Source organism: Streptomyces sp. NPDC005004, assembly GCF_053600675.1.
The window spans coordinates 39,934-64,053 of record NZ_JBSGAH010000002.1; the positions used below are offsets into that span (position 1 = coordinate 39,934).

Annotated in this window: 18 protein-coding genes and 1 tRNA gene; 11 read left to right on the forward strand and 8 right to left on the reverse strand. The window is 70.4% G+C overall.

What is annotated here, in order from left to right; genetic code table 11:
* Positions 1 to 22: 22 nt before the first annotated feature.
* The 6 genes from rsmG to rpmH form a co-directional block, all read right to left on the reverse strand.
* A complete protein-coding gene (gene rsmG / locus ACWEEU_RS02485) occupies positions 23 to 739 on the reverse strand; it encodes a 16S rRNA (guanine(527)-N(7))-methyltransferase RsmG (protein WP_199581603.1) in 717 nt (238 codons plus the stop codon).
* 123 nt (positions 740 to 862) lie between these two features.
* On the reverse strand, positions 863 to 1,378 hold the full coding sequence (locus ACWEEU_RS02490; protein WP_451727660.1) for a Jag family protein: 516 nt from the start codon (positions 1,376 to 1,378) through the stop codon (positions 863 to 865).
* 15 nt (positions 1,379 to 1,393) lie between these two features.
* Complete coding sequence (gene yidC / locus ACWEEU_RS02495) at positions 1,394 to 2,689, reverse strand: membrane protein insertase YidC (RefSeq protein WP_385739230.1); 1,296 nt, start codon at positions 2,687 to 2,689, stop codon at positions 1,394 to 1,396.
* Between the two features lie 3 nt (positions 2,690 to 2,692).
* Entirely contained in the window at positions 2,693 to 3,055 is a 363-nt protein-coding gene (gene yidD / locus ACWEEU_RS02500; protein ID WP_385739227.1) for a membrane protein insertion efficiency factor YidD, read from the reverse strand.
* On the reverse strand, positions 3,052 to 3,423 hold the full coding sequence (gene rnpA, locus ACWEEU_RS02505) for a ribonuclease P protein component (RefSeq protein ID WP_199581599.1): 372 nt from the start codon (positions 3,421 to 3,423) through the stop codon (positions 3,052 to 3,054). Before rnpA ends, yidD begins: the two co-directional genes overlap by 4 nt.
* A gap of 21 nt (positions 3,424 to 3,444) precedes the next feature.
* Positions 3,445 to 3,582: a 50S ribosomal protein L34 gene (rpmH, locus tag ACWEEU_RS02510; protein WP_018547628.1), complete on the reverse strand. Its 138-nt coding sequence runs from the start codon at positions 3,580 to 3,582 to the stop codon at positions 3,445 to 3,447.
* A gap of 396 nt (positions 3,583 to 3,978) precedes the next feature.
* Here rpmH and dnaA point away from each other — a divergent pair, with 396 nt between their 5' ends.
* From dnaA to ACWEEU_RS02560, 10 genes are all read left to right on the forward strand, one after another.
* The gene (gene dnaA, locus ACWEEU_RS02515; RefSeq protein ID WP_385739224.1) at positions 3,979 to 5,886 is read left to right on the forward strand and encodes a chromosomal replication initiator protein DnaA; all 1,908 of its coding nucleotides are present in this window, start codon (positions 3,979 to 3,981) and stop codon (positions 5,884 to 5,886) included.
* Between the two features lie 1,092 nt (positions 5,887 to 6,978).
* Entirely contained in the window at positions 6,979 to 8,109 is a 1,131-nt protein-coding gene (dnaN, locus tag ACWEEU_RS02520; protein ID WP_199581597.1) for a DNA polymerase III subunit beta, read from the forward strand.
* Positions 8,110 to 8,415: 306 nt separating this feature from the next.
* Positions 8,416 to 9,291 (forward strand): phosphogluconate dehydrogenase (NAD(+)-dependent, decarboxylating), encoded by an 876-nt coding sequence (gene gnd / locus ACWEEU_RS02525; protein ID WP_199581596.1) that lies wholly within the window; start codon positions 8,416 to 8,418, stop codon positions 9,289 to 9,291.
* Between the two features lie 66 nt (positions 9,292 to 9,357).
* Positions 9,358 to 10,479 (forward strand): DNA replication/repair protein RecF, encoded by a 1,122-nt coding sequence (gene recF, locus ACWEEU_RS02530; RefSeq protein ID WP_385739218.1) that lies wholly within the window; start codon positions 9,358 to 9,360, stop codon positions 10,477 to 10,479.
* A 13-nt stretch (positions 10,480 to 10,492) separates the two neighbouring features.
* Positions 10,493 to 11,035: a DUF721 domain-containing protein gene (locus tag ACWEEU_RS02535; RefSeq protein ID WP_385739215.1), complete on the forward strand. Its 543-nt coding sequence runs from the start codon at positions 10,493 to 10,495 to the stop codon at positions 11,033 to 11,035.
* 371 nt (positions 11,036 to 11,406) lie between these two features.
* Positions 11,407 to 13,479, forward strand: coding sequence for a DNA topoisomerase (ATP-hydrolyzing) subunit B (gyrB, locus tag ACWEEU_RS02540; RefSeq protein WP_451727669.1), 2,073 nt, complete (start codon positions 11,407 to 11,409; stop codon positions 13,477 to 13,479).
* A 42-nt stretch (positions 13,480 to 13,521) separates the two neighbouring features.
* Positions 13,522 to 16,134 carry a DNA gyrase subunit A gene (gene gyrA, locus ACWEEU_RS02545; RefSeq protein ID WP_385739211.1) on the forward strand — a complete coding sequence of 871 codons (2,613 nt, stop codon included), beginning with the start codon at positions 13,522 to 13,524 and terminating at the stop codon, positions 16,132 to 16,134.
* A 15-nt stretch (positions 16,135 to 16,149) separates the two neighbouring features.
* Positions 16,150 to 16,911, forward strand: a complete 762-nt coding sequence (locus ACWEEU_RS02550; RefSeq protein WP_451727672.1) for a DUF3566 domain-containing protein — start codon at positions 16,150 to 16,152, stop codon at positions 16,909 to 16,911.
* An 89-nt stretch (positions 16,912 to 17,000) separates the two neighbouring features.
* Positions 17,001 to 17,074: transfer RNA gene (locus tag ACWEEU_RS02555), tRNA-Ile, on the forward strand.
* A gap of 179 nt (positions 17,075 to 17,253) precedes the next feature.
* The gene (locus tag ACWEEU_RS02560; protein WP_451727675.1) at positions 17,254 to 17,682 is read left to right on the forward strand and encodes a hypothetical protein; all 429 of its coding nucleotides are present in this window, start codon (positions 17,254 to 17,256) and stop codon (positions 17,680 to 17,682) included.
* Positions 17,683 to 17,695: 13 nt separating this feature from the next.
* Here ACWEEU_RS02560 and ACWEEU_RS02565 read toward each other — a convergent pair whose 3' ends face one another.
* A complete protein-coding gene (locus tag ACWEEU_RS02565; protein ID WP_451727678.1) occupies positions 17,696 to 18,943 on the reverse strand; it encodes an MFS transporter in 1,248 nt (415 codons plus the stop codon).
* A gap of 201 nt (positions 18,944 to 19,144) precedes the next feature.
* Positions 19,145 to 23,338 (reverse strand): nSTAND1 domain-containing NTPase, encoded by a 4,194-nt coding sequence (locus ACWEEU_RS02570; protein WP_451727681.1) that lies wholly within the window; start codon positions 23,336 to 23,338, stop codon positions 19,145 to 19,147.
* Positions 23,339 to 23,874: 536 nt separating this feature from the next.
* On the opposite strand from ACWEEU_RS02570, the gene ACWEEU_RS02575 reads away from it, so the two are divergent.
* Positions 23,875 to 24,063, forward strand: coding sequence for a ferredoxin (locus ACWEEU_RS02575; protein ID WP_385739155.1), 189 nt, complete (start codon positions 23,875 to 23,877; stop codon positions 24,061 to 24,063).
* Positions 24,064 to 24,120 lie beyond the last annotated feature (57 nt).

Below are 24,120 nucleotides of genomic sequence, written 5' to 3' on the forward strand. Positions count from 1 at the left end.
CCCCATCCCATGCGATCTGACCTCAGCGGCGCCTGCGCGTCCGGCCCGTCCGCGCCGCCTTGGCCCGCTTGGCCGCGAAGCGGACACCGCCCGGGCTTTCACCGACCTCCACCCGCACGACGGTCGACAGGGGGTCCACGACGCCCTCGCCCACCTGGAGGACGGAGGTCGAGACCGCACCGAGCTTGGCGAGCGCGGTGGACGCCGCCTTCAGCTCCTCCTCGGCGGTGTCCCCCTTCAGCGCAAGCATCTCGCCGTACGGCCGCAGCAGCGGGATACCCCAGGCGGCCAGGCGGTCCAGCGGGGCCACGGCGCGGGCCGTCACCACATGCACCGGCGGCACCTTGCCCAGCATCTCCTCGGCCCGTCCGCGCACCACGGTCACATGGTCCAGGCCCAGCAGCTCCACGACCTCGGTGAGGAACGTGGTGCGCCGCAGCAGCGGCTCCAGCAGGGTGATGTTGAGGTCGTCCCGCACCAAGGCCAGCGGGATGCCCGGCAGACCCGCGCCCGAGCCGACGTCGCAGACCGTCACTCCCTCGGGAACCGCCTCGGAGAGCACCGCGCAGTTCAGCAGATGACGCTCCCAGAGCCGGGGCACTTCCCGGGGACCGATCAGGCCGCGCTGCACACCTGCCTCGGCCAGCAGCTCCGCGTACCGCACGGCGTCGTCGAAGCGATCGCCAAATACTTCCCGCGCCTGTTCGGGCGCGGGGGGAAGCTCCGCTGCCTCCGTCACGGGGACCGTCCTTCCGTACAGCGCCGACGCATCCCGCGCCGGCCACCAGAACTACAGGCTGACAAAGTTCGGCCCCGTCTGCGCCTCAGACGCAACAGACGGGGCCGGTGGAACAGGGGCCGATCAGGCGGGCAGCACGACGACGAACCGCTGCGGCTCCTCGCCCTCGGACTCGCTGCGCAGTCCCGCACCCTTGATCGCGTCGTGCACGACCTTGCGCTCGAAGGGGGTCATCGGCTTGAGCTTCATGGGCTCGCCCGAGTTCTTGACCTCGGCGGCCGCCTTCGCTCCCAGCTCGGCCAGCTCGGCGCGCTTCTTGGCCCGGTAACCCGCGATGTCGAGCATCAGACGGCTGCGGTCACCGGTCTCCCGGTGCACGGCCAGGCGCGTCAGCTCCTGCAGCGCCTCCAGCACCTCGCCGTCCCGGCCGACCAGCTTCTGGAGGTCGCGGCCACCGGCGTCGCTGATGATCGAAACCGAGGCGCGGTCGGCCTCGACGTCCATGTCGATGTCGCCGTCGAGGTCGGCGATGTCGAGCAGACCCTCCAGGTAGTCCGCGGCGATCTCACCCTCCTGCTCGAGGCGAGTCAGGGTGTCTGCACCCTCGGCAGCGGCGGAGGTGGTGGTGCCTTCCGTCACGGGATGGGCTCCTTCTTACTTCTTGGACGGGGACTTGGGCCGCTGCGGACCACCCTTGCTCTGCCCGGACTGGGCCTTGCTGCGGGTGCCGGAACCGGACTTCTGGGGCTGCTTGGCAGCGGCGGGCCTGGCGTCGTCCTGAGGCTCGTCGGAGCGAGGCTCGTCGGACTTCTCCAGCGAGGTGGTCGCGGTGGCGCCACCCGGCTGCTTGGTACCGCCCTGGTGACGCTGGGCCTTGCTCTGCCGCTTGGGCTGCTGGCGCCGGGGGGTGGCCGCGGCGGTGGTCGCCGTACCGTCCTCGGTCTGGGCCACGGCCTGGGCGTCGCTCTTGACCACGGACCCGTCCGCCTGGGCGGCCAGACCGGCCTTGCTCAGCGCGTTGATGAACTTCCGCTCGGCCTCGTTGCGGTCGCGGCCCTTGGCGACGATCGCCTTGACGATCGTGCGCTCGCTGCGCCGGCGGACCTTGCCGTGGTGCGTGACGTGCTTGGTCAGACGCTCCAGGTACGCGGCCTGAGCCTTGGAGCCCGGGTTCGGGTTGTTGCGGATGACGTACATCTGCTGACCCATGGTCCACACGTTGGTGGTCAGCCAGTAGACGAGGACACCGACCGGGAAGTTGATGCCGAAGACGGCGAACATGACCGGGAAGACGTACATCAGCATCTTCTGCTGCTGCATGAACGGCGTCTTCACCGTGGTGTCGACGTTCTTGGTCATGAGCTGGCGCTGCGTGTAGAACTGCGACGCCGACATCAGGACGATCATGATCGCGGTGACGACGCGCACGTCGGTGACCGAGGCGTGCATCGCCGCGATGGTGTCGGCGCTGTCCTTGAACTTCGCGGCGAGCGGGGCGCCGAAGATGTGCGCCTTGCGGGCGCTCTCCAGCAGCGAGGTGTTGATGACACCGATGGTCTTGCCCGACGCGATGCCGTTGAGCACGTGGTACAGGGCGAAGAAGAAGGGAGACTGCGCCAGGATGGGAAGGCACGAGGAGAGCGGGTTGGTACCCGACTCCTTGTACAGCTTCATCATCTCTTCGGACTGACGCTGCTTGTCGTTCTTGTAGCGCTCCTGGATCTTCTTCATCTCAGGCTGGAGCGTCTGCATTGCGCGCGTCGCCTTGATCTGCTTCACGAAGAGCGGGATCAGGCAGATGCGGATCAGAATCACCAGGGACACGATGGACAGGCCCCAGGCCCAGCCCGTGTCAGGACCGAAGATCGTCCCGTACACCGTGTGGAACTGGACGATGACCCAGGAGACGGGTGTCGTGATGAAGCTGAAGAAGCTGGCAATCGTGTCCACTAATCATGCTCCTTGGGCATGGGACGAGGTCTCTGCGGCCGGGCTCGAAGGAGGCTCGGATAGCTTCGCCTCGGTGGCCGGTTCGGCGGCGGAGGTTCCGCCCCTGCGTGCGCTCCAGGCGCCGCGCAGCATTTCGTGCCACCGCGGACGCTTGCGCGGGGGGACATGGTCCACTCCGCCCAGCGACCACGGATTGCACCGGAGGATGCGCCAGGCGGTCAGAGCCGTTCCCTTGATCGCACCATGCCGGTCGATGGCCGTGTAGCCGTAATGAGAGCACGACGGGTAGTACTTGCACACCGGCCCGAGCAGTGGACTGATCGTCCACTGGTACAGCTTGATCAAGGCCAGCAGTGGGTACTTCATCGCGCGCCCCCTCCCAGTAGCCGCTCCAGGGCGGCGTCCAGGTCTCGGGCCAGCAGTGCGTGGTCAGCGTCTCCCGATCCGGGCAACGCTCGTACGACTACCAGGCTACCGGGGGGAAACAGGGCAACTCGGTCACGCATCAAGTGACGAAGTCTGCGTTTCACTTTGTTGCGCACGACCGCGCCACCCACAGCCTTGCTCACGACGAAACCCGCACGCGTCGGGGGAGCGCTCTCCCCAGGCGCGTGCGGGTCCGTGGCACCGCTACGAAAGTGGACGACGAGGGTCGGGCGGCCTGCCCGGCGCCCTCGTCGTACCGCGGTCGCGAAGTCCTCGCGCCGCCTCAGCCGGTGGTCGGTGGGCAGCACGACGTCACGACCTGGTCAGGATCAGGCGGACAGGGCGGCGCGACCCTTGCTGCGGCGGTTCGCGAGAATCGCGCGGCCGGCACGGGTACGCATCCGCAGGCGGAAGCCGTGGGTCTTCGCGCGACGACGGTTGTTCGGCTGGAAGGTGCGCTTGCTCACTCGGGGGCTCCAGAAAGAATCGGTAGTTGGCGGGGTGCCGTCCTGGCTGTCACCGTGCGCCCACGAGTAGCTCGCGTCACGCCCGAGTGCACCGCTTCCCGATCACCTGTAGCGATCTGTGCCCATCGGAGGCAGGCGGCAGCAGCCATCGACAACTCGACCTGGTTACGGTACGCGCGGCTACGCCATCCGGTCAAACCGGCGCCCACCGAGGGACACTGTCCACAGGCTGGGGACAACAACTTGAACCCTACCCGCCACGCTGACTACCGTGGCTGAACTCCGATTCGTTCCCTTATCCCCGCCCGAGCGGGATTGCCCGGCCCATCCACCCGATTTTCATCCCGACCCATCCCACAACCACACGTTCGTGGGATCTGCGAGAGAGCGTGCCCTGTGGCTGACGTACCTGCCGATCTTGCCGCAGTGTGGCCACGCGTACTGGAGCAACTGCTCGGCGAGGGTCCGGGTCAGCGTGTGGACGCCAAGGACGAGCACTGGCTCCGGCGCTGCCAGCCTCTCGCGCTGGTCGCGGACACCGCCCTGCTCGCCGTGCCGAACGAATTCGCCAAGCGCGCCTTCGAGGACCGTCTCGCCCCCGTCGTCAGCGAGACCCTCAGCCGGGAGTGTGGCCGCCCCATCCGGACCGCGATCACCGTCGACGACTCCGCGAGCAGCAGGCCCGCGCCCGCCGCGCCCAAGCCGCAGCCCCCGCACGAGAGCGCCGACCGGCCCCGCTACGAGGAGCCGGAGCTGCCCTCCGCCCCGTACGAGGGCTACGGCCGCCACCGTGCCGACGACCGGCAGCTCCCCGACGAGGGACCGGCCGCCCGCGCCGAGCGCCCGCCCACCGAGCTGCCCACCGTCCGTCCCGCCTACCCGGCCGAGTACCAGCGCCCCGAGCCGGGCGCCTGGCCGCGCACCGGACAGGACGACTACGGCTGGCAGCAGCCCCGGCTCGGCTTCCCCGAGCGCGACCCGTACGCCTCGCCGTCCTCTCAGGACTCCTACGGCGGCTCCGGTCGCGACACCTACGGCACGTCGCCCGAGTACCGCGCGAGCCGCGAGCGCCCCGGTTACGAGCAGCGCTCCGACTACGAGACGTCCCGCACCGAGTACGACCAGCGCGACCCGGTCCGCCGCGAGCTGCCCGACACTCCGTCAGGCGGGGGCGCCCACCGGGGCGGACCCTCGCTGCCCGCCGCCGGGACCGGCCGCGGCGGCTCGTCCGGCGGTTCCTCGACGCCCTCGGCCGGCGGACCCGGCGAGCCGACCGCGCGGCTCAACCCGAAGTACCTCTTCGACACGTTCGTCATCGGCGCGTCCAACCGCTTCGCGCACGCGGCCGCGGTGGCCGTCGCCGAGGCACCGGCCAAGGCGTACAACCCCCTCTTCATCTATGGGGAGTCGGGCCTCGGCAAGACGCACCTGCTGCACGCGATCGGGCACTACGCGCGCAGCCTCTACCCGGGCACGCGCGTGCGCTACGTCAGCTCGGAGGAGTTCACCAACGAGTTCATCAACTCCATCCGCGACGGCAAGGGCGACAGCTTCCGCAAGCGCTACCGCGAGATGGACATCCTGCTCGTGGACGACATCCAGTTCCTCGCGGACAAGGAGTCGACGCAGGAGGAGTTCTTCCACACCTTCAACACGCTCCACAACGCCAACAAGCAGATCGTGCTGTCCTCCGACCGGCCGCCCAAGCAGCTCGTCACGCTGGAGGACCGGCTGCGCAACCGCTTCGAGTGGGGCCTGATCACCGACGTCCAGCCGCCCGAGCTGGAGACCCGGATCGCGATCCTGCGCAAGAAGGCGGTCCAGGAGCAGCTCAACGCCCCGCCGGAGGTGCTGGAGTTCATCGCCTCCCGCATCTCGCGGAACATCCGCGAGCTGGAGGGCGCGCTGATCCGGGTGACGGCGTTCGCGTCGCTCAACCGGCAGCCGGTGGACCTCGGACTCACGGAGATCGTCCTCAAGGACCTGATCCCCGGCGGCGAGGACAGCGCGCCCGAGATCACGGCGACGGACATCATGGCGGCCACCGCCGACTACTTCGGGCTGACCGTGGACGATCTGTGCGGCACCTCGCGCGGCCGTGCGCTGGTCACCGCCCGGCAGATCGCCATGTATCTGTGCCGCGAACTGACCGACCTCTCGCTGCCGAAGATCGGCGCACAGTTCGGCGGCCGCGACCACACGACCGTCATGCACGCCGACCGCAAGATCCGCGCGCTGATGGCCGAGCGGCGCTCGATCTACAACCAGGTGACCGAGCTGACGAACCGCATCAAGAACGGCTGAGTACGGCCGTCCGGCGGCTTTGTGCCGCGCCGGCCGCGTGAGCGCCCTCGGGGGATCCCGGGGGCGCTTTCCCGTGCCCGCCGGATCGGGGGATCGAGGCAATCGACGCGGACGCCCGAGCACCCCGGTGCGCCCCCCATCGCACCCGGGACCGGCCACCCGCCGCGCGCTGCCCACAGCCCTGTGGAACGCCCTCGCGCGAGCGTCCGTGACACGACCCGAGGCGCCCGGGACCCCCTCCGACCCCCTCCCGAAGCCTCGACCGACCCCTTGGCGACCCCCTCGCGCCCCCTCCGGTCCCACCCCGACCCGTCGCCCGACCGCCCCCGGGTGTTCGATTGGCCCTCGGGTTACGGCCTTCCTCCACAGATTCGGCGAGTTTCTTCCGTCCACATCATGGGGACGGCGAAGTTGTCCCAAGCTGTGTCCACAGGGCAGCGAGGGAAGGAGCGTCCGTGCAGCTCAGAGGGCTGTGGATTCGTGGACGAAGGATCTCCACAGGGTGTGGAAAACGTCCCCGCCCCCAGGGTGTGGAAAAGGTTGTCCACCGAGAACCCACAGGCTGGGGGCGGTTTTCCCCAGCGATCGGGCCCTTCTCCACACGGCTGTCCACTGTTCGGCAACTCCACGGCCCCGATCGCCGCATCGAGTGAAAGCCGTCACACGAAGCTGCCGGGTTGGGCTGTGGGAAACGTGGGTAAACCTGGGGACGCACCTGGGGAGAACTCGGCCCTCCCTGGGGACGGTGTGTGCAGAACTTTCTGTTCTCCACAGAACACCCGAGTTATCCACGGGCTCCGCCCACAGGCCCGGTGGATAAAATTGTGGCCCTGAGCTGGGCAAACGAGGTTATCCACGGTATCCACAGGCCCTACTACTACTCCCAACTAGAGAGAGCCTGGAAACCGTTTTGAAGCGGGGGCTGTGCACAACTCGCCCTCGGTGGCCCGACCGCCCCTCGGTCCGACTTGACCCCGACCGGCACCTGATGTCAGCGCGGTGCGTCAGACTGGTCCCCGGTGTCCTTCCCCTCGTGATGGGCGGCGACGCCGAGTCGGAGGACTCAGAAGCAACAGCAGGAGGCGGCTTACGGTGAAGATCCGGGTGGAACGCGACGTACTCGCGGAGGCAGTGGCGTGGGCGGCACGCAGCCTCCCGGCCCGTCCGCCGGCGCCTGTCCTCGCCGGCCTGCTGCTCAAGGCCGAGGACGGCCAGCTCAGCCTGTCGAGCTTCGACTACGAGGTCTCCGCCCGTGTCGGCGTCGAGGCCGAGGTCGAGGAGGAGGGCACGGTCCTCGTCTCCGGCCGCCTGCTGGCCGACATCTGCCGCGCGCTGCCCAACCGGCCGGTGGAGATCTCCACCGACGGCGTGCGGGCGACCGTGGTCTGCGGCTCCTCGCGCTTCACGCTCCACACCCTGCCCGTGGAGGAGTACCCGGCGCTGCCGCAGATGCCCACCGCCACCGGCACCGTCCCCGGCGAGGTCTTCGCGGCCGCCGCGTCCCAGGTGGCCATCGCCGCCGGGCGTGACGACACGCTGCCCGTCCTCACCGGTGTGCGCATCGAGATCGAGGGCGACACCGTGACCCTCGCCTCCACCGACCGCTACCGCTTCGCCGTCCGCGAGTTCCTGTGGAAGCCGGAGAACCCGGACGCCTCCGCGGTCGCCCTGGTGCCCGCCAAGACGCTCCTGGACACCGCCAAGTCCCTCGGCGCCGGTGACAGCGTCACGCTGGCGCTGTCCGGCTCCGGCGCGGGCGAGGGCCTCATCGGCTTCGAGGGCGCGGGGCGTCGTACGACCACGCGTCTGCTCGAGGGCGACCTGCCGAAGTACCGGACGCTCTTCCCGACCGAGTTCAACTCCGTCGCGGTGATCGAGACGGCGCCGTTCGTCGAGGCCGTCAAGCGTGTCGCGCTGGTGGCGGAGCGGAACACGCCGGTGCGGCTGAGCTTCGAGCAGGGTGTGCTGACGCTCGAGGCCGGGTCCAGCGACGATGCACAGGCTGTGGAGCGGGTCGAGGCGGCGCTGGAGGGTGACGACATCTCGATCGCCTTCAACCCGACGTTCCTGCTGGACGGGTTGAGCGCGATCGACTCTCCGGTGGCGCAGTTGTCGTTCACGACGTCCACGAAGCCGGCGCTGCTGAGCGGGAAGCCCGCGGTGGACGCCGAGGCCGATGGGGCGTACAAGTACCTGATCATGCCGGTGCGGTTGAGCGGCTGACGTTCTCCACAGGTGTGGACAGTGCCGGGCGCCTCTTGTGGGTGTCCGGCACTGTCGCTCTGCGGGGGGTTCGGCCGGGGTGGGGAACGCTTGCGGCGCCGGCCCGGTGCCGCTGCGCCCACCCGTGCCGCCCCAAGCGGCACGACTGCCCGCAGCGGGGGCGACTACGACCGTCCGCAACTACGGCGGCGACGGGGAACGTATGAGCGCCTATGCCCACAGTTGTGCAGGTCAGGGCGGGGCTAGGCTCTGGGGTCGGGCACGTCGGTGTCCCCTCTGCCACACAGCGAACTAAGGAACCAACTGATGGAGCTCGGTCTCGTCGGTCTCGGCAAGATGGGCGGCAACATGCGCGAGCGCATCCGCCGCGCTGGCCACACCGTCATCGGATACGACCGCAACGCCGACATCGCGGATGTCCACAGCCTGGAAGAGCTGGTGGGCAAGCTCAGCGGGCCGCGCGTGGTGTGGGTGATGGTCCCGGCGGGCGAGGCCACCCAGGGCACGGTCGACGCGCTGGCCGAGCTGCTCGAGCCCGGCGACGTGGTCGTGGACGGCGGCAACTCGCGCTGGACGGACGACGAGAAGCACGCCGAGCAGCTCGCCGCCAAGGGCATAGGTTTCGTCGACTGCGGCGTCTCCGGCGGCGTCCACGGCCTGGCGAACGGCTACGCGCTGATGTACGGCGGCGACGCCGAGAACGTGGCCAAGGTGCAGCCGGTCTTCGACGCGCTCAAGCCCGAGGGTGACTTCGGCTCCGTGCACGCCGGAAAGGTCGGCGCGGGCCACTTCGCGAAGATGGTCCACAACGGCATCGAGTACGCCATGATGCAGGCGTACGCCGAGGGCTGGGAGCTGCTGGAGAAGGTCGACTCCGTGGAGAACGTCCGCGAGATCTTCCGCTCCTGGCAGGAGGGCACGGTCATCCGCTCCTGGCTGCTCGACCTCGCGGTCAACGCGCTGGACGACGACGAGCACCTGGAGGGCCTGCGCGGTTACGCCCAGGACTCCGGTGAGGGACGCTGGACGGTGGAGGCCGCGATCGACAACGCGGTGCCGCTGCCCGCGATCACCGCGTCGCTGTTCGCGCGGTTCGCGTCCCGCCAGGACGACTCGCCGCAGATGAAGATGATCGCCGCGCTGCGCAACCAGTTCGGCGGCCACGCCGTAGAGAAGAAGTAGTCCACAGGACACCGGACGCCAGGACGCGTCCGCGATCCACACCTTGAGGGAGGTCGGCGAACGACCATGCACGTCACGCATCTTTCGCTGGCCGACTTCCGCTCGTACGCCCGGGCCGAGGTTCCCCTCGACCCGGGCGTCACCGCCTTCGTCGGCCCCAACGGCCAGGGCAAGACCAATCTGGTCGAGGCGGTCGGCTACCTGGCCACCCTGGGCAGCCACCGCGTCTCCGCCGACGCGCCGCTGGTCCGCATGGGCGCCGACCGGGCGATCGTGCGGGCCCAGGTGCGGCAGGGCGACCGGCAGCAGCTCGTCGAGCTTGAGCTGAACCCGGGCCGCGCCAACCGGGCCCGTATCAACCGTTCCTCGCAGGTCAGACCGAGGGACGTGCTCGGGATCGTGCGGACCGTGCTGTTCGCGCCCGAGGACCTCGCGCTGATCAAGGGCGATCCCGGCGAGCGGCGCCGCTTCCTGGACGAGCTGATCACCGCGCGCTCCCCGCGCATGGCGGGCGTGCGCTCGGACTACGAACGGGTGCTCAAGCAGCGCAACACCCTGCTGAAGACGGCGGCGCTCGCGCGCAGGCACGGCGGCCGCTCCATGGACCTGTCCACGCTCGACGTGTGGGACCAGCACCTCGCGCGCGCGGGCGCCGAGCTGCTCGCCCAGCGCCTGGACCTGATCGCCGCGCTCCAGCCGCTCGCCGACAAGGCGTACGAGCAGCTCGCCCCCGGCGGCGGCCCGCTCGCGCTGGAGTACAAGCCGTCGGCCCCGGGCGAGGCGCACACGCGCGAGGAGCTGTACGAACAGCTCTCGGCCGCGCTCGGCGAGGCCCGCAAGCAGGAGATCGAGCGCGGGGTGACCCTGGTGGGCCCGCACCGCGACGACCTGGTGCTCAAGCTCGGCCGGCTGCCCGCCAAGGGATACGCCTCGCACGGCGAGTCCTGGTCGTACGCCCTCGCGCTGCGCCTGGCCTCGTACGACCTGCTGCGCTCGGAGGGCAACGAGCCGGTGCTCGTCCTGGACGACGTCTTCGCGGAGCTGGACGCGCGCCGCCGCGAGCGGCTCGCGGAGCTGGTCGCGCCGGGCGAGCAGGTGCTGGTGACCGCGGCCGTGGACGACGACGTGCCGCACGTGCTGGCCGGCGCGCGCTACGCGGTCTCCGGTGGGACGGTGGAGCGCGTATGAGTGTGGAGCGCGGATGAGTACGGACCAGCCCGCCGGGGACGGCGAGAAGCGGGCCCCCGAGCCGACCGGCGTCGACCTCGCGCGCGTGGCGTTGCGCGCGGCGAAGGAGCAGGCACGCGCGCGGGGTGACGCGGCGCGGCAGAAGAAGCAGGCGCGCCGCGGCGGACTGCGCTCCGGCGCGCGCGCGGACGGGCGCGACCCCATGGCGCTGGGCGCGGCGATCAACCGGCTGATCAACGAGCGGGGCTGGGAGGCCCCGGCCGCGGTGGGCGGGGTGATGGGCCGCTGGCCGCAGATCGTCGGCGACGACCTCGCGAAGCACTGTGTGCCGCAGCGCTACGACGAGGACGAGCGCGTGCTGTCGGTGCTGTGCGACTCGACGGCGTGGGCGACGCAGCTCCGGCTCCTGGCCCCCGCTCTGGTCGCGCGGCTGAACGAGGACCTCGGCCACGGCACGGTGCGCATGATCAAGGTGCACGGTCCGAGCGGTCCCGCACGCCGTTACGGCCCCCTCAGGGCCCCTGGAAGCCGGGGTCCGGGCGACACCTACGGGTGACGTACCTCACGTCCCCGGTCCTGTGCGGAGCGTGTTCGCACCGCTGCGCACCTGCGCCGATGGAGCGTGCACCCCCCTCTGGACAAGGGATGACGGCCGAAAGCTCTGAGCGCCGCCGTGAGCCCCTTGGAGCCCCCTTCCGTATATCGGGATGCCATCGAGGCCGGTTCAGGGCGGCACATGGGGACTCAGGTGCCCGCAAACCCCCATCACTGTCGGCGCTACCGGTAGACTGGAAGGCGAATCCCGCCCCACTCGTGGGGACTGTCCGGGAAAAGCTGAGCAACGCTGATCCAGGCTTACCAAACGCAACATGCCGCAGCCGCTCCGGCGACCCTCCCCCAGAGGGGGTTCCCCCGGGAGCCCGGCTCGTGCTGTGCCAGAAAGGGCGCTTCGTGGCCGATTCCGGCAACCCCAACGAGAACATCCCGTCCACCGACGCCGGCGTCAACGGCGAGGCACCCGCCGCCTCCACCTCTTACGACGCCAGCGCCATCACCGTGCTCGAAGGGCTGGACGCGGTCCGCAAGCGACCCGGTATGTACATCGGCTCGACCGGTGAGCGCGGTCTGCACCACCTGGTGCAGGAGGTCGTCGACAACTCGGTCGACGAGGCGCTGGCCGGTTACGCGGACACCATCGACGTGACGATCCTGCCGGACGGCGGGGTCCGTGTGGTGGACAACGGCCGAGGCATCCCGGTCGGCATCGTGCCCTCCGAGGGCAAGCCGGCCGTCGAGGTCGTGCTGACCGTGCTGCACGCGGGCGGCAAGTTCGGCGGTGGCGGGTACGCCGTCTCCGGTGGTCTGCACGGCGTGGGTGTGTCCGTCGTGAACGCGCTGTCCACGAAGGTCGCCGTCGAGGTGAAGACGGACGGCCACCGCTGGACGCAGGACTACAAGATGGGCGTCCCCACCGCCCCGCTGCAGCGGAACGAGGCCACGGAGGAGACCGGCACGTCGGTCACCTTCTGGGCGGACCCGGAGATCTTCGAGACCACGGAGTACTCCTTCGAGACGCTGTCGCGGCGTTTCCAGGAGATGGCGTTCCTCAACAAGGGCCTGACGATCCGGCTCACCGACGAGCGCGCGGTGGCGAAGGCGACCAGCGGTGCCGACGAGGCGGGTGCGGACGAGAAGGACGAGGTCAAGTCCGTCACGTACCACTACGAGGGCGGCATCGTCGACTACGTGAAGTACCTCAACTCCCGCAAGGGAGAGGTGGTGCACCCCACGATCATCGACCTGGAGGCCGAGGACAAGGACAAGAGCCTGTCCCTCGAGGTCGCCATGCAGTGGAACAGCGGTTACAGCGAGGGCGTGTACTCCTTCGCGAACATCATCCACACGCATGAGGGCGGTACGCACGAGGAGGGCTTCCGCGCCGCGCTGACGTCGCTGATCAACAAGTACGCGCGCGACAAGAAGCTCCTTCGCGAGAAGGACGACAACCTCACCGGCGACGACATCCGCGAGGGTCTGACCGCGATCATCTCGGTCAAGCTGAGCGAGCCGCAGTTCGAGGGCCAGACGAAGACCAAGCTGGGCAACACGGAGGCCAAGACCTTCGTGCAGAAGGCGGTCTACGAGCACCTGAACGACTGGCTGGACCGCAACCCGGTCGAGGCCGCGGAGATCATCCGCAAGGGCATCCAGGCGGCCACCGCGCGCGTGGCGGCCCGCAAGGCACGCGACCTCACCCGCCGCAAGGGTCTGCTGGAGTCGGCGTCCCTGCCGGGCAAGCTGTCGGACTGCCAGTCCAACGACCCGGCCAAGTGCGAGATCTTCATCGTCGAGGGTGACTCCGCCGGCGGTTCGGCCAAGTCCGGCCGCAACCCGGAGTTCCAGGCGATCCTGCCGATCCGCGGCAAGATCCTCAACGTCGAGAAGGCCCGGATCGACAAGATCCTGCAGAACCAGGAGATCCAGGCGCTGATCTCCGCCTTCGGCACCGGTGTGCACGAGGACTTCGACATCGACAAGCTCCGCTATCACAAGATCATCCTGATGGCGGACGCCGACGTCGACGGCCAGCACATCAACACCCTGCTGCTGACCTTCCTGTTCCGCTTCATGCGGCCGCTGGTCGAGGCCGGGTACGTGTACCTGTCGCGTCCCCCGCTGTACAAGATCAAGTGGGGTCGGGACGACATCGAGTACGCCTACTCCGACCGTGAGCGCGACGCACTGATCGAGATGGGCCGCCAGCGGGGCAAGCGCATCCGCGAGGACTCCATCCAGCGCTTCAAGGGTCTCGGCGAGATGAACGCCGAGGAGCTGCGCGTGACCACCATGGACCCCGAGCACCGGGTCCTCGGCCAGGTCACCCTCGACGACGCCGCCCAGGCCGACGACCTGTTCTCGGTGCTGATGGGCGAGGACGTCGAGGCACGTCGCCAGTTCATCCAGCGCAACGCCAAGGACGTCCGCTTCCTCGACATCTGAGTCGGTCTCCGCTGACCGCACCAGGAAGGATCTTCACCAGCAATGGCCGACGAGACCCCGAACTTCACCCCTGAGCCAGTGACGCCCGAGACCGAGTCGACTCCGGCGACGCTGCGCATCGAGCCGGTCGGACTCGACGCGGAGATGCAGCGCTCGTACCTGGACTACGCGATGTCCGTCATCGTGTCCCGGGCGCTGCCCGACGTCCGGGACGGCCTCAAGCCGGTCCACCGCCGCGTGCTGTACGCCATGTACGACGGCGGCTACCGCCCCGAGCGCGGCTTCTACAAGTGCGCCCGTGTCGTCGGTGACGTCATGGGTAACTACCACCCGCACGGCGACAGCTCGATCTACGACGCCCTGGTCCGTCTCGCCCAGCCGTGGGCGATGCGGATGCCGCTCGTGGACTCCAACGGCAACTTCGGCTCCCCGGGCAACGACCCGGCCGCCGCCATGCGTTACACCGAGTGCAAGCTGGCGCCGCTGTCCATGGAGATGGTCCGCGACATCGACGAGGACACCGTCGATTTCAAGGACAACTACGACGGCCGCTCCAAGGAGCCGACCGTCCTGCCCGCGCGTTTCCCGAACCTGCTGATCAACGGTTCGGCCGGTATCGCGGTCGGCATGGCGACCAACATCCCGCCGCACAACCTGCGTGAGGTCGCGGCCGGTGCCCAGTGGCACCTGGAGAACCCGGACGCCTCGCAGGAGGAGCTGCTCGACGCCCTGATCGAGCGGATCAAGGGTCCCGACTTCCCGACCGGCGCGCTGGTCGTGGGCCGCAAGGGCATCGAGGAGGCGTACCGCACCGGTCGCGGTTCCATCACGATGCGCGCGGTGGTCGAGGTCGAGGAGATCCAGGGCCGTCAGTGCCTGGTCGTCACCGAGCTGCCGTACCAGGTGAACCCGGACAACCTCGCGCAGAAGATCGCCGACCTGGTGAAGGACGGCAAGATCGGCGGCATCGCCGACGTGCGCGACGAGACCTCCTCGCGCACCGGTCAGCGCCTGGTCATCGTCCTGAAGCGGGACGCGGTCGCCAAGGTCGTCCTGAACAACCTGTACAAGCACACGGAACTGCAGACGAACTTCGGCGCCAACATGCTGGCGCTGGTCGACGGCGTGCCGCGCACGCTGTCCCTGGACGCGTTCATCCGCCACTGGGTGACGCACCAGATCGAGGTCATCGTCCGCCGTACGCGCTTCCGGCTGCGCAAGGCCGAGGAGCGCGCGCACATCCTGCGCGGTCTGCTGAAGGCTTTGGACGCCATCGACGAGGTCATCGCGCTCATCCGCGCCAGCGACACCGTCGAGATCGCCCGCACGGGCCTGATGGAGCTTCTGGAGATCGACGAGATCCAGGCCAACGCCATCCTCGAGATGCAGTTGCGCCGGCTGGCCGCCCTGGAGCGCCAGAAGATCGTCCAGGAGCACGAGGAGCTCCAGGCGAAGATCAACGAGTACAACGCGATCCTCGCCTCCGAGTCCCTCCAGCGCCGGATCATCCACGACGAGCTGGCCGCCATCGTCGAGAAGTTCGGCGACGACCGGCGCAGCAAGCTGATCCCCTACGAGGGCGACATGTCCATCGAGGACCTGATCGCCGAGGAGGACATCGTCGTCACGGTCACGCGTGGTGGTTACATCAAGCGGACCAAGACCGACGACTACCGGGCGCAGAAGCGCGGCGGCAAGGGTGTGCGGGGCGCGAAGCTGAAGGAAGACGACATCGTCGACCACTTCTTCGTCTCCACCACGCACCACTGGCTGCTGTTCTTCACGAACAAGGGCCGGGTCTACCGCGCGAAGGCGTACGAGCTGCCGGACGCCGGCCGGGACGCGCGTGGTCAGCACGTGGCGAACCTGCTGGCCTTCCAGCCGGACGAGGCGATCGCCGAGATCCTCGCGATCCGCGACTACGAGGCGGCGCCGTACCTGGTCCTGGCCACCAAGGCGGGCCTGGTGAAGAAGACGCCGCTGAAGGACTACGACTCGCCGCGCTCCGGCGGTGTCATCGCCATCAACCTGCGCGCGCAGGAGAACGGCGCGGACGACGAGCTGATCGGCGCCGAGCTGGTCTCGGCGGACGACGACCTGCTCCTCGTCAGCCGGAAGGCGCAGTCCATCAGGTTCACCGCGTCGGACGAGACGCTGCGTCCGATGGGCCGTGCCACCTCGGGTGTGAAGGGCATGAGCTTCCGCGAGGGCGACGAACTGCTCTCGATGAATGTGGTGCGACCCGGTACGTTCGTGTTCACCGCGACGGACGGCGGATACGCCAAGCGCACGGCCGTCGACGAGTACCGCGTCCAGGGACGTGGCGGTCTCGGCATCAAGGCTGCAAAGATCGTCGAGGACCGTGGATCGCTCGTCGGCGCGCTGATTGTCGAGGAGACCGACGAGATCCTCGCCATCACCCTGTCCGGCGGTGTGATTCGCACGCGAGTCAGCGGAGTCAGGGAGACGGGCCGTGACACCATGGGCGTCCAACTGATCAACCTGGGCAAGCGCGATGCCGTGGTCGGCATCGCACGTAACGCCGAGGCGGGTCGCGAGGCGGAGGAGGTCGACGGTGAGGACGTCGTCGACGAGACCGTGGTCGTGATCGAGGCCGAGGAGACGGACGAGGGTGAGGCGCCCTCGGCCGAGTAGCGCGAGGAGTGAGACGTGAGCGGAGCCACGGGCGCCGGATCGGCCGGTACCTCGACGGGTACGGAGACGGACGGCGGCGGCCGTGGCTCCGCCGCGAACACAGGGAACACTGCGGGCAAGAAGGGGAAGGCGGGTCCGGGGAGCGCTCCGGCCGACCCGCCCACGACGAACCTCAAGCCGGTCCCGCCCGCCGAGGCGGACCCGGACGCATCCCAGGGGGGCACTGTGACGGACACCCGCGGCGGACAGGATGGGGCCGCGGAGGGCAAGTCCGCCGGCTCGCCGCTCCCCGGTGAGCGCGGCCCCGAGCAGCCCGCCGGGCCCTACCACCCGCCGCAGGCCTACCCCGCGCAGCCGCCGGCGGATGCCATGCGCGTCGCCCGCACCGGCGCCCGCACGGCGCCGCGCACCCGCAAGGCACGGCTGCGGGTGGCCAAGGCCGACCCGTGGTCGGTGATGAAGGTCAGCTTCCTGCTCTCCATCGCGCTGGGCATCTGCACGATCGTCGCCTCGGCGGTGCTGTGGATGGTCATGGACGCGATGGGCGTGTTCTCCACGGTGGGCGGCACGATCTCCGAGGCGACCGGGTCCAGCGAGGCGAATGGTTTCGACCTGCAGTCCTACCTCTCGCTGCCGCACGTCCTGATGTTCGCGACGATCATCGCCGTGATCGACGTCGTCCTCGCGACGGCGCTGGCCACCCTCGCCGCCTTCATCTACAACCTCTCCGCGGGCTTCGTGGGCGGCGTCGAGCTGACCCTCGCCGAGGACGAGTGACCGTCCCCCGACAACCGATTTTGGGACTGCCCCGGTCGTGCGCTAATCTTCAGGAGTCAGCGCGCGGGACATACACCGCAGAGCGCGGCGGGGCTATAGCTCAGTTGGTTAGAGCGCATCCCTGATAAGGATGAGGCCACAGGTTCAAATCCTGTTAGCCCCACATCTGCGAAGACCCCCGGTCCACTTGGGCCGGGGGTCTTCGGCTTTCCCGGGGGGCCGTCAGTAGGATCCGGACAGGGTGGGGGCCCGTCGGAGTCCTTGGGGGAGGTCGTGGTGCGGGTGAGTGGTGAGCCGCGTCGGTGGGTGGCGGGGTGGCATGTGCCGTTGAACCTGGTGGCCATGCACGTGAGTGGCGTGCTGCTGTTGATCGGGATGCATCTGCTGCCGGCCGTGTCGACGCAGACCTACGGCCAGTGGCTGGGCCTGATGCTCTGGGTGCTGATGCTTCATGTGGGTGTCCAGATTCCGGTCGGGCTTCTCGCGTCCCGCTGGGCGGCTCAAGGGCATGTGCTCGGGGCGGGGCTTGCCGCGTGGGAAGGGGCCACGGTGGCGGTCTGGGGGTTCTGGCTGCTCGTCAGCCGGGATCCGGCGGGGTGGGACTTCTGGTGGCAGAGCTGGGGGTGTCTCTGCGTCTCCCTGACCGCCTACGTCTGGCTCTGCGCCCTGCGCCGTTCGACGTTCCGAAGGTTCACCGGATGGGTCGCGTGGCACTTCGAGACCGTCGTCGTCCGGGCTCTGCTGCGGCCGCCGCGGCGCGGTCCGCACTGACCGACGGCGGTGTTCACGCCGTCGCGGGCTCGGGTGCCGGTGTGCGGGGGGCGCGGTGGATCGTCCACTGGCTGGGGACGGCGAACAGGGCGGCCGAGGCCACGAGGATGAGGGTGGCGGAGGTGAGGAGGACAGGAGTCGTGCCCGTGGTGGTGGCGGTCAGGCCGACGAGGACGTAGCCGAGGGGGACGGCGAGGAGCTCGCCGAGGGCGTTGAAGGAAGTCACCCGGCCCAGGACGTCCGCGGGGAGTTCCTGCTGGAGGGCGGTGTTCCAGTAGACGATGGACAGGTCGAGGCCGATGCCGGCCAGGGCCGCCGTGGTGGCCAGCAGGGCGAGGTGAGGGCCGGTCGCCAGCACCGCGAGGGGGAGGGCCATGGGCAGGCCCGTGGCCACGCACGCGATCATCAGCCGCTCGGGCCTCCAGCGCAGGGCGACGAGACCGCCGAGGACGAGACCAACGGCGAAGCTCCCCTGCACGATCCCCCAGGCCGCCGCGCCCAGGCCCTCGTGGGCCAGGACGACGGGACCGAGGAGCTGGTAACCGCCGAGCCACAGGGCCACGACGACCGTCCCGGACAGGGTGTACGACCAGATCCAGGGGCGGCGGGCGAACTCACGCCAGCCGGTGCCGAAGTCGTGCAGCACGGAGACGCCGGGGACGGTCCTCGCCGTGCCGGAGAGGGTCAGGAAGGCGCACAGCGCGGCTGCCAGGGTGAAGCTCGCCGCGTCCCAGCCCAGGACCCACTGCGGGCCCACCAGCGCGACCAGCGCGCCGCCCAGCGCCGGAGCGGCGATCCTCAGGACGTTGGTGGGCAGCCGGACGAGGACGTTGGCCTCCTGGAGGTGCCGGGCGTCCACGAGCTGGGGCAGCAGGCTGTTCATGGCCGGAGACATCAGCGCGTTCGCGGCGCCCGTCACGCACGCCAGCAAGGCCACCCGCGCGACGTCGGCCGTGCCCGTGGCGACCAGGAGGGCGACGCCGGCCTGGGACAGGGCGGCCGCCAGGTTGCCGACGATGATGACGCCACGGCGGGAGAACCGGTCCGCGGCGACGCCCCCGGCCAGCAGGAGCACCAGTTGCGGGAGGGTGTTGCCCGCGAGGACGGTCGCCAGCGCCGTGGGGCGGTCGTCGAAGCCGAGGACGGCGAAGGCGAGTGCCACGGGCGCCATCGCCGACCCGCTCGCGGAGATCAGCCGGGCCGCCAGCAGGAGGCGGAACGGCCGGTTGCCCAGCACGGACAGGGATGCGCGGAGATCCATTCGGCGGACCCTACCGCCGCGTTGGTCAACGCCCGTGCCGATCAAGCCACTTCGCGCCCGACGCAAAGGCCCGACCGCTGACGACGGGGGATGCGTCAGCGGTCGGGCTATGGCCAAGGGTACAAGGTCGGAGAGGGTGGAGCGAGCCAGGGGGGTGGGCAACAGGCTTGAAGATTGGGGGAGTTGGCTGATCCTGGGGGGTCATTCCCGGCACGGCGGGTCGTAGGAGAGGCGGGGAAGGTATTCGTGCCACCTGGCCGGGGTGAGGACGTCCCGGGTGAGGGAGCAGATGTGCCGGATCGCCGCGTCGGTGTCCAGGCTCCACAGGCGGACCGTGTCGGCGCCGCTGGACACCCCGAGGATCTGGCGGCCGGGGCTGAAGGACAGGAAGTTGCCCGTCTTGGCGTACGGGCTCATGGACTGACCGATGGGCGCGGCCGACGCCGGGTCGGCGACGTCCCACAGCCGGACCGTGTTGTCGTCTCCTCCGCTGGCCAGCGTGTGCCCGTCCGCGCTGAAGGTCAGCGACGTGACCGCCTCGGTGTGACCGGTGAGGATCCGGCCGACGGGGACCGCGACGGCCGGGTCGGTGACGTTCCAGAGCCTGACCGTGTCGTCGTCGCCGCCGGAGGCGAGGGTGTGCCCGTCCGGGCTGTACGCCAGGGCGTTGACCGGGCCCGAGTGGCCGGTGAGGGGACGGCCGAGCGGGACAGGGCGCGCAGGGCGGCGCACGTTCCACAGCCGGATCGTGCCGTCCGCGCTGCCGCTGGCCAGGACGTGGCCGCGCGGGGCGAACTCCAGGCCGTTGATGTACCCGCGGTGGCCGGAGAGCGGCTTGCCGAGCGGCGCCGGACGCGCCGGGTCGGCGACGTTCCACAGCCGCAGCCGGTGCTCGTCGTAGGCCGTGGCCAGGACGCGGCTGTCGGGGCTGAAGGCCAGCGCGTCCGAGCCCATGAACCGGGTCAGTAGCCGCAGTGGACGCCCGGCGGGGACCGGGTGGGCCGGATCGGCCACGTTCCAGAGGCGGACCGAGCCGGTGCCGGTCAGGACGGCGAGGGTGCGGCCGTCGGGAGAGTACGTCAGAGAGCGTTCGCCCCCGTCGGCGGGCATGAACGGGGCGGACAGCGGCACCGGGCGTCCGGGCGCCGTCACCTTCCACAGCCGGATGCGGCCGTCCCGCGCGGCCGTGGCGAGCACCTTGCCGTCCGGCCGGAACGCGCCCACCCGGCCGATCATGTCCGAGACCGGCACCGACCACAGCCGGACCTTGCCGTCGCCGCTGCCGGTGGCGAGCGTACGGCCGTCCGGGCTGAACCCGAGGGCGTACATCTCGCCGCTGCCGCCCGCGAGCGGCTCGCCCACCTGTGAGGGAGACGCCGGATCGCCGACGTTCCACAGGCTGGCGGTGCTGTCCGCGCTGGCGGCGGCGAGACGGCCACCGTCCGGGCTGAACGCCACCGACCAGATCGGCCCGGTGTGCCCGGTCAGCGGTCCGCCCAGCGGGGCCGGACGCCCGGGGTCCGCGACGTTCCACAGCCGGATCGTGTCGTCCGCGCTGCCGCTGGCCAGGGTGCGGCCGTCGGGGCTGAAGGCGACGGAGTGCACCAGGTCCGTGTGCCCGGTGAGCATCCGGCGGATCGCCCGGGGGCGCCGGGGATCGGCCACGTTCCACAGGCGGACCTTGTCGTCGTCGCCGCCCGAGGCCAGGGTGTGCCCGTCGGGACTGAACGCCACGGAGCGCACCGCCGCGGTGGAGCCGCGCAGCGTGCCGAGGGCTTTCGGCCGGCGCGGGTCGGCCACGTTCCACAGCCGTACGGTGTGGTCCTCGCCCGCGCTGGCGAGCGTGCGGCCGTCGGGGCTGAAGGCGACCAGATAGATCGTGCCCTTGTGTCCGGTGAGGGGAGCGCCGAGCGGGGTCGGGTGCTTCCGGTCGGTCGTGTTCCACAGCCGGATCGTGCCGTCGTCGCCCGCGCTGGCGAGGGTGTGACCGTCCGGGCTGAACACCGCGCTGCTCACCCAGCCGGTGTGGCCGGTCAGCGGTGTGCCGAGCGGGGCAGGGTGTTTCCGGTCGGTCGTGTCCCACAGGCGGACGGTGCGGTCGTAGCTCGCGGTGGCGAGGGTGTGGCCGTCGGGGCTGAAGGTGGTGAGGTAGACGGCCCCGGTGTGGCCGGACAGCGGGGTGGCGAGCGGGGCGTTCACGATGGAGATCAGCCTGCTGTAGGCGCCGTCGTCGTCCGGGCGGAGCCGATGAGCCACCAGGTCCAGACGCGCGGCGAGCGAGGGGTCGGTGTGCTGCACCCTGTCCGCCTCGGCCAGCACCTGCTGGAACACCGCGTCGTCCCGCTGCCGCGAGGCGATCACCGCCGAGCCCGCCGCGAGCACGGCCAGTACCACCAGCGCCGCGACCGCGGCCCGGCTGATCAGCACCGTGCGCCGGCGCAGCCGTACCGAGGCGGCCAGGAACTCCTTCGCCCCCCGCGTCAGATAGGTGTCCCCCGCCGACTCGGCCCAGTCGCGGGCCTGCTCCAGACGGGAGCCCCGGTACAGCAGCGAGCTGTCCCGGTTCGAGGACTCCCAGGCCCGGCCGTCCTCCTCAAGGCGCTGGCGTAGCAGATGCTCGGTGCGGTTGTCGTCGATCCAGTGGCGCAGCCGGGGCCAGGCGTGCAGCAGCGCCTCGTGGGTGATCTCGACGGTGTCCGCGTCCAGGGTGACCAGCCGGGCGCGCACCAGCGCCTCCAGCGACTCCTCGGTCTTGCCCGGGTCGGTGGACTCCTCGGCCAGCTGGCGCCGGGTGCCGCGCCTGCGCGTGGCGTGGGTGTCCTCGCCCAGCCGGACCAGGCGCAGCAGGAGCAGCCGGGCGGCACTGCGTGCGGCCGGGTCGAGGCCGGACCAGGCGCGCTCGGCGGTGGCGGCGACGGCGCCCTGGATGCCGCCGGCCGCGCGGTATCCGGCGAGAGTCAGCCGACCGCCCTTGCGGCGCTGCCAGGTGGCGAGCAGGGCGTGCGACAGCAGGGGCAGCACCCCTGCGTCGTGTGCTCCGCGCGGGCCGTCGGCGGTCACCTCGCGCACGATCAGCTCGGTCAGGCCCGCCTCCAGTTCCAGCCCCACCGCCTTGGCGGGCCCGGTCACCGCCTCGCGCAGCTCGGCGGTGGTCAGCGGACCGAGCACCATGTGCCGGTGCTGAAGGGCGTCGGCGAGTTCCGGGTAGCCGAGGCACTCCTCGTAGAAGTCGGCGCGTATGCCGAGGACGGCGAGGACGGGCGCGGCCGCGCCAGGTGCGGACGGATCCGGCGTGGACGGCCCGGGCGTGCAGGCGGCGTGCAGGAAGCGCAGGAAGACACGGCGCTCGGCCTCGTGCGGGCAGAGCGTAAAGGTCTCCTCGAACTGGTCGACGATCAGGACGGGGCGGGAGTGTCGTTCGGTGCGGGGGGCGGGGATGGGCATGGGTGTTTCACGTGGAACCACGGGCGTTGTTTCACGTGAAACGACGGAAGTGCCGGCCTCTGTTTCACGTGAAACGGATGAGTCAGTCGCCTTCGTTTCACGTGAAACGACGAGCCCGCCCTCCGTCGTGCCCCGAGCCCACGCATCCACCACCCCACGGACCGCCCGAGCCAGCCGAGGTGTGTCCGCACGGGGCACCGACGGATCACGTGCGGCCTTCCGCTCGGCCGTGAGGGCTTCGGCGACGAGAGGTTCGAGGGCGGGGACGAGCCGGATCAGCTCACCAAGCGGATCGGCGCCCGGGACCAGGTGCAGCACCGGGCCGCCGTCATCGCCCAGGGCGCCGTCCCGCACGGCCGGGACGAGGCCGGCGTTGAGGAGGGAGGACTTTCCGGCGCCCGAGGCGCCGACCAGCATGACCAGGCCGCCCGTGCGCCCGGCGGTGCGGAGCTGGCTTACCAGGGCGTCCGTACCGCGCTCGCGGCCGAAGAACCACCGCGCGTCCTCCCGCCGGTAGGGCGTGAGCCCCCGGTAGGGGCAGACGCTCTCCGGCACGGGCGGTGCCTGGGACGGCGGCTGCCGCCTCTCCGCCCCCGCCTGCGGCTGCGTCTTATCGCCCACCGGATCGGCCAGCGCCGTCTCCCACAGTCGCTGCCATTGCGCCAGGTCGTACAGCCCGCCGGAGACCGGGGTGGGCCGTGCGCGCCGGGCCTCGGGGATCAGGATCTGCAGGACGGCAGCGAGGGCGGTGAACTGGGCGGGTACGTTCCTGGCCCGCCGCCAGTCGCTGATGCGCTGCGCGGAGACCCGTACCGGCCGCCCGCGTTCGTCCACGCGCTGGAGCCGGACGACGGCCTCGGACACGCTTTTGAGGGGCGGATTTCCGGCTTCCCGGTAGAGCAGGGCGAGGCGCTCGGCCAAGGCTGTGCGTGCCCCTGAGTCGGAACCCAAGGTCCCACCCCTTACTTCCCCCGCTTCTGGACGTCCGGACCGGAAAACTCACCCTATACGGCTGACCTGGGCGAAAGCTCTGCTCCGGGGGACGGGGATCTCCTCTGCGGGCGCACCGGATGGCAGGATCACGACGTGGTAGCGGAGCTGTCACACACCGTTCGGACAGGCCAAGGGTCCGGCCGCCGGGACAGAGCCTCGGGGCGTCGAAAGTTCTCGGTCAACTTCGCCGGGACGTGCCCGGTGGGTCCGTGTCGCCCGGCTCGGAGCCCGGGTGGTGTCCGTATCCGCTCCGCACGACCTCGCGCCGGACACGCCGATGCGGCGCGGGGCTCCCGGACCCCCGCTCGGTTCGGTACCGGTCCCCACGAGGGGAGGGACCGGTGCCGGACGGGCGGTGGCGCGCGGTGTCCGCGTTGGCCTCGGGTCCGGTTCAGGCGGGTGCCGAGGGGGCAGGGTCGTGCTGGGCGCGGGGGCAGCCCGCGCGGGAGCCGGTTCCCGTGGCCCGGGCCCGCCGCCCGAGAAGGGGAGGACGCATGAAGGTCTCCGTGGACCGGGACGCTTGCTACGGCTCGTCCGACTGCGCGTTCCGGGTGCCGGCGGTGTTCGACTTCGTGGACGGGTACGGCGTGGTCCGGCCCGGCCAGGAGGAGGCCGGGGACGATCCGGCGGTGCGGGAGGCGGCGGAGAAGTGTCCCTCCCGGGCCGTGGTGCTGGAGGAGTAGCGGCATGGGGCCGCGGCGGATGCAGCGCTGACCCCCGGCCGGGTCGGCCAGGGGTTT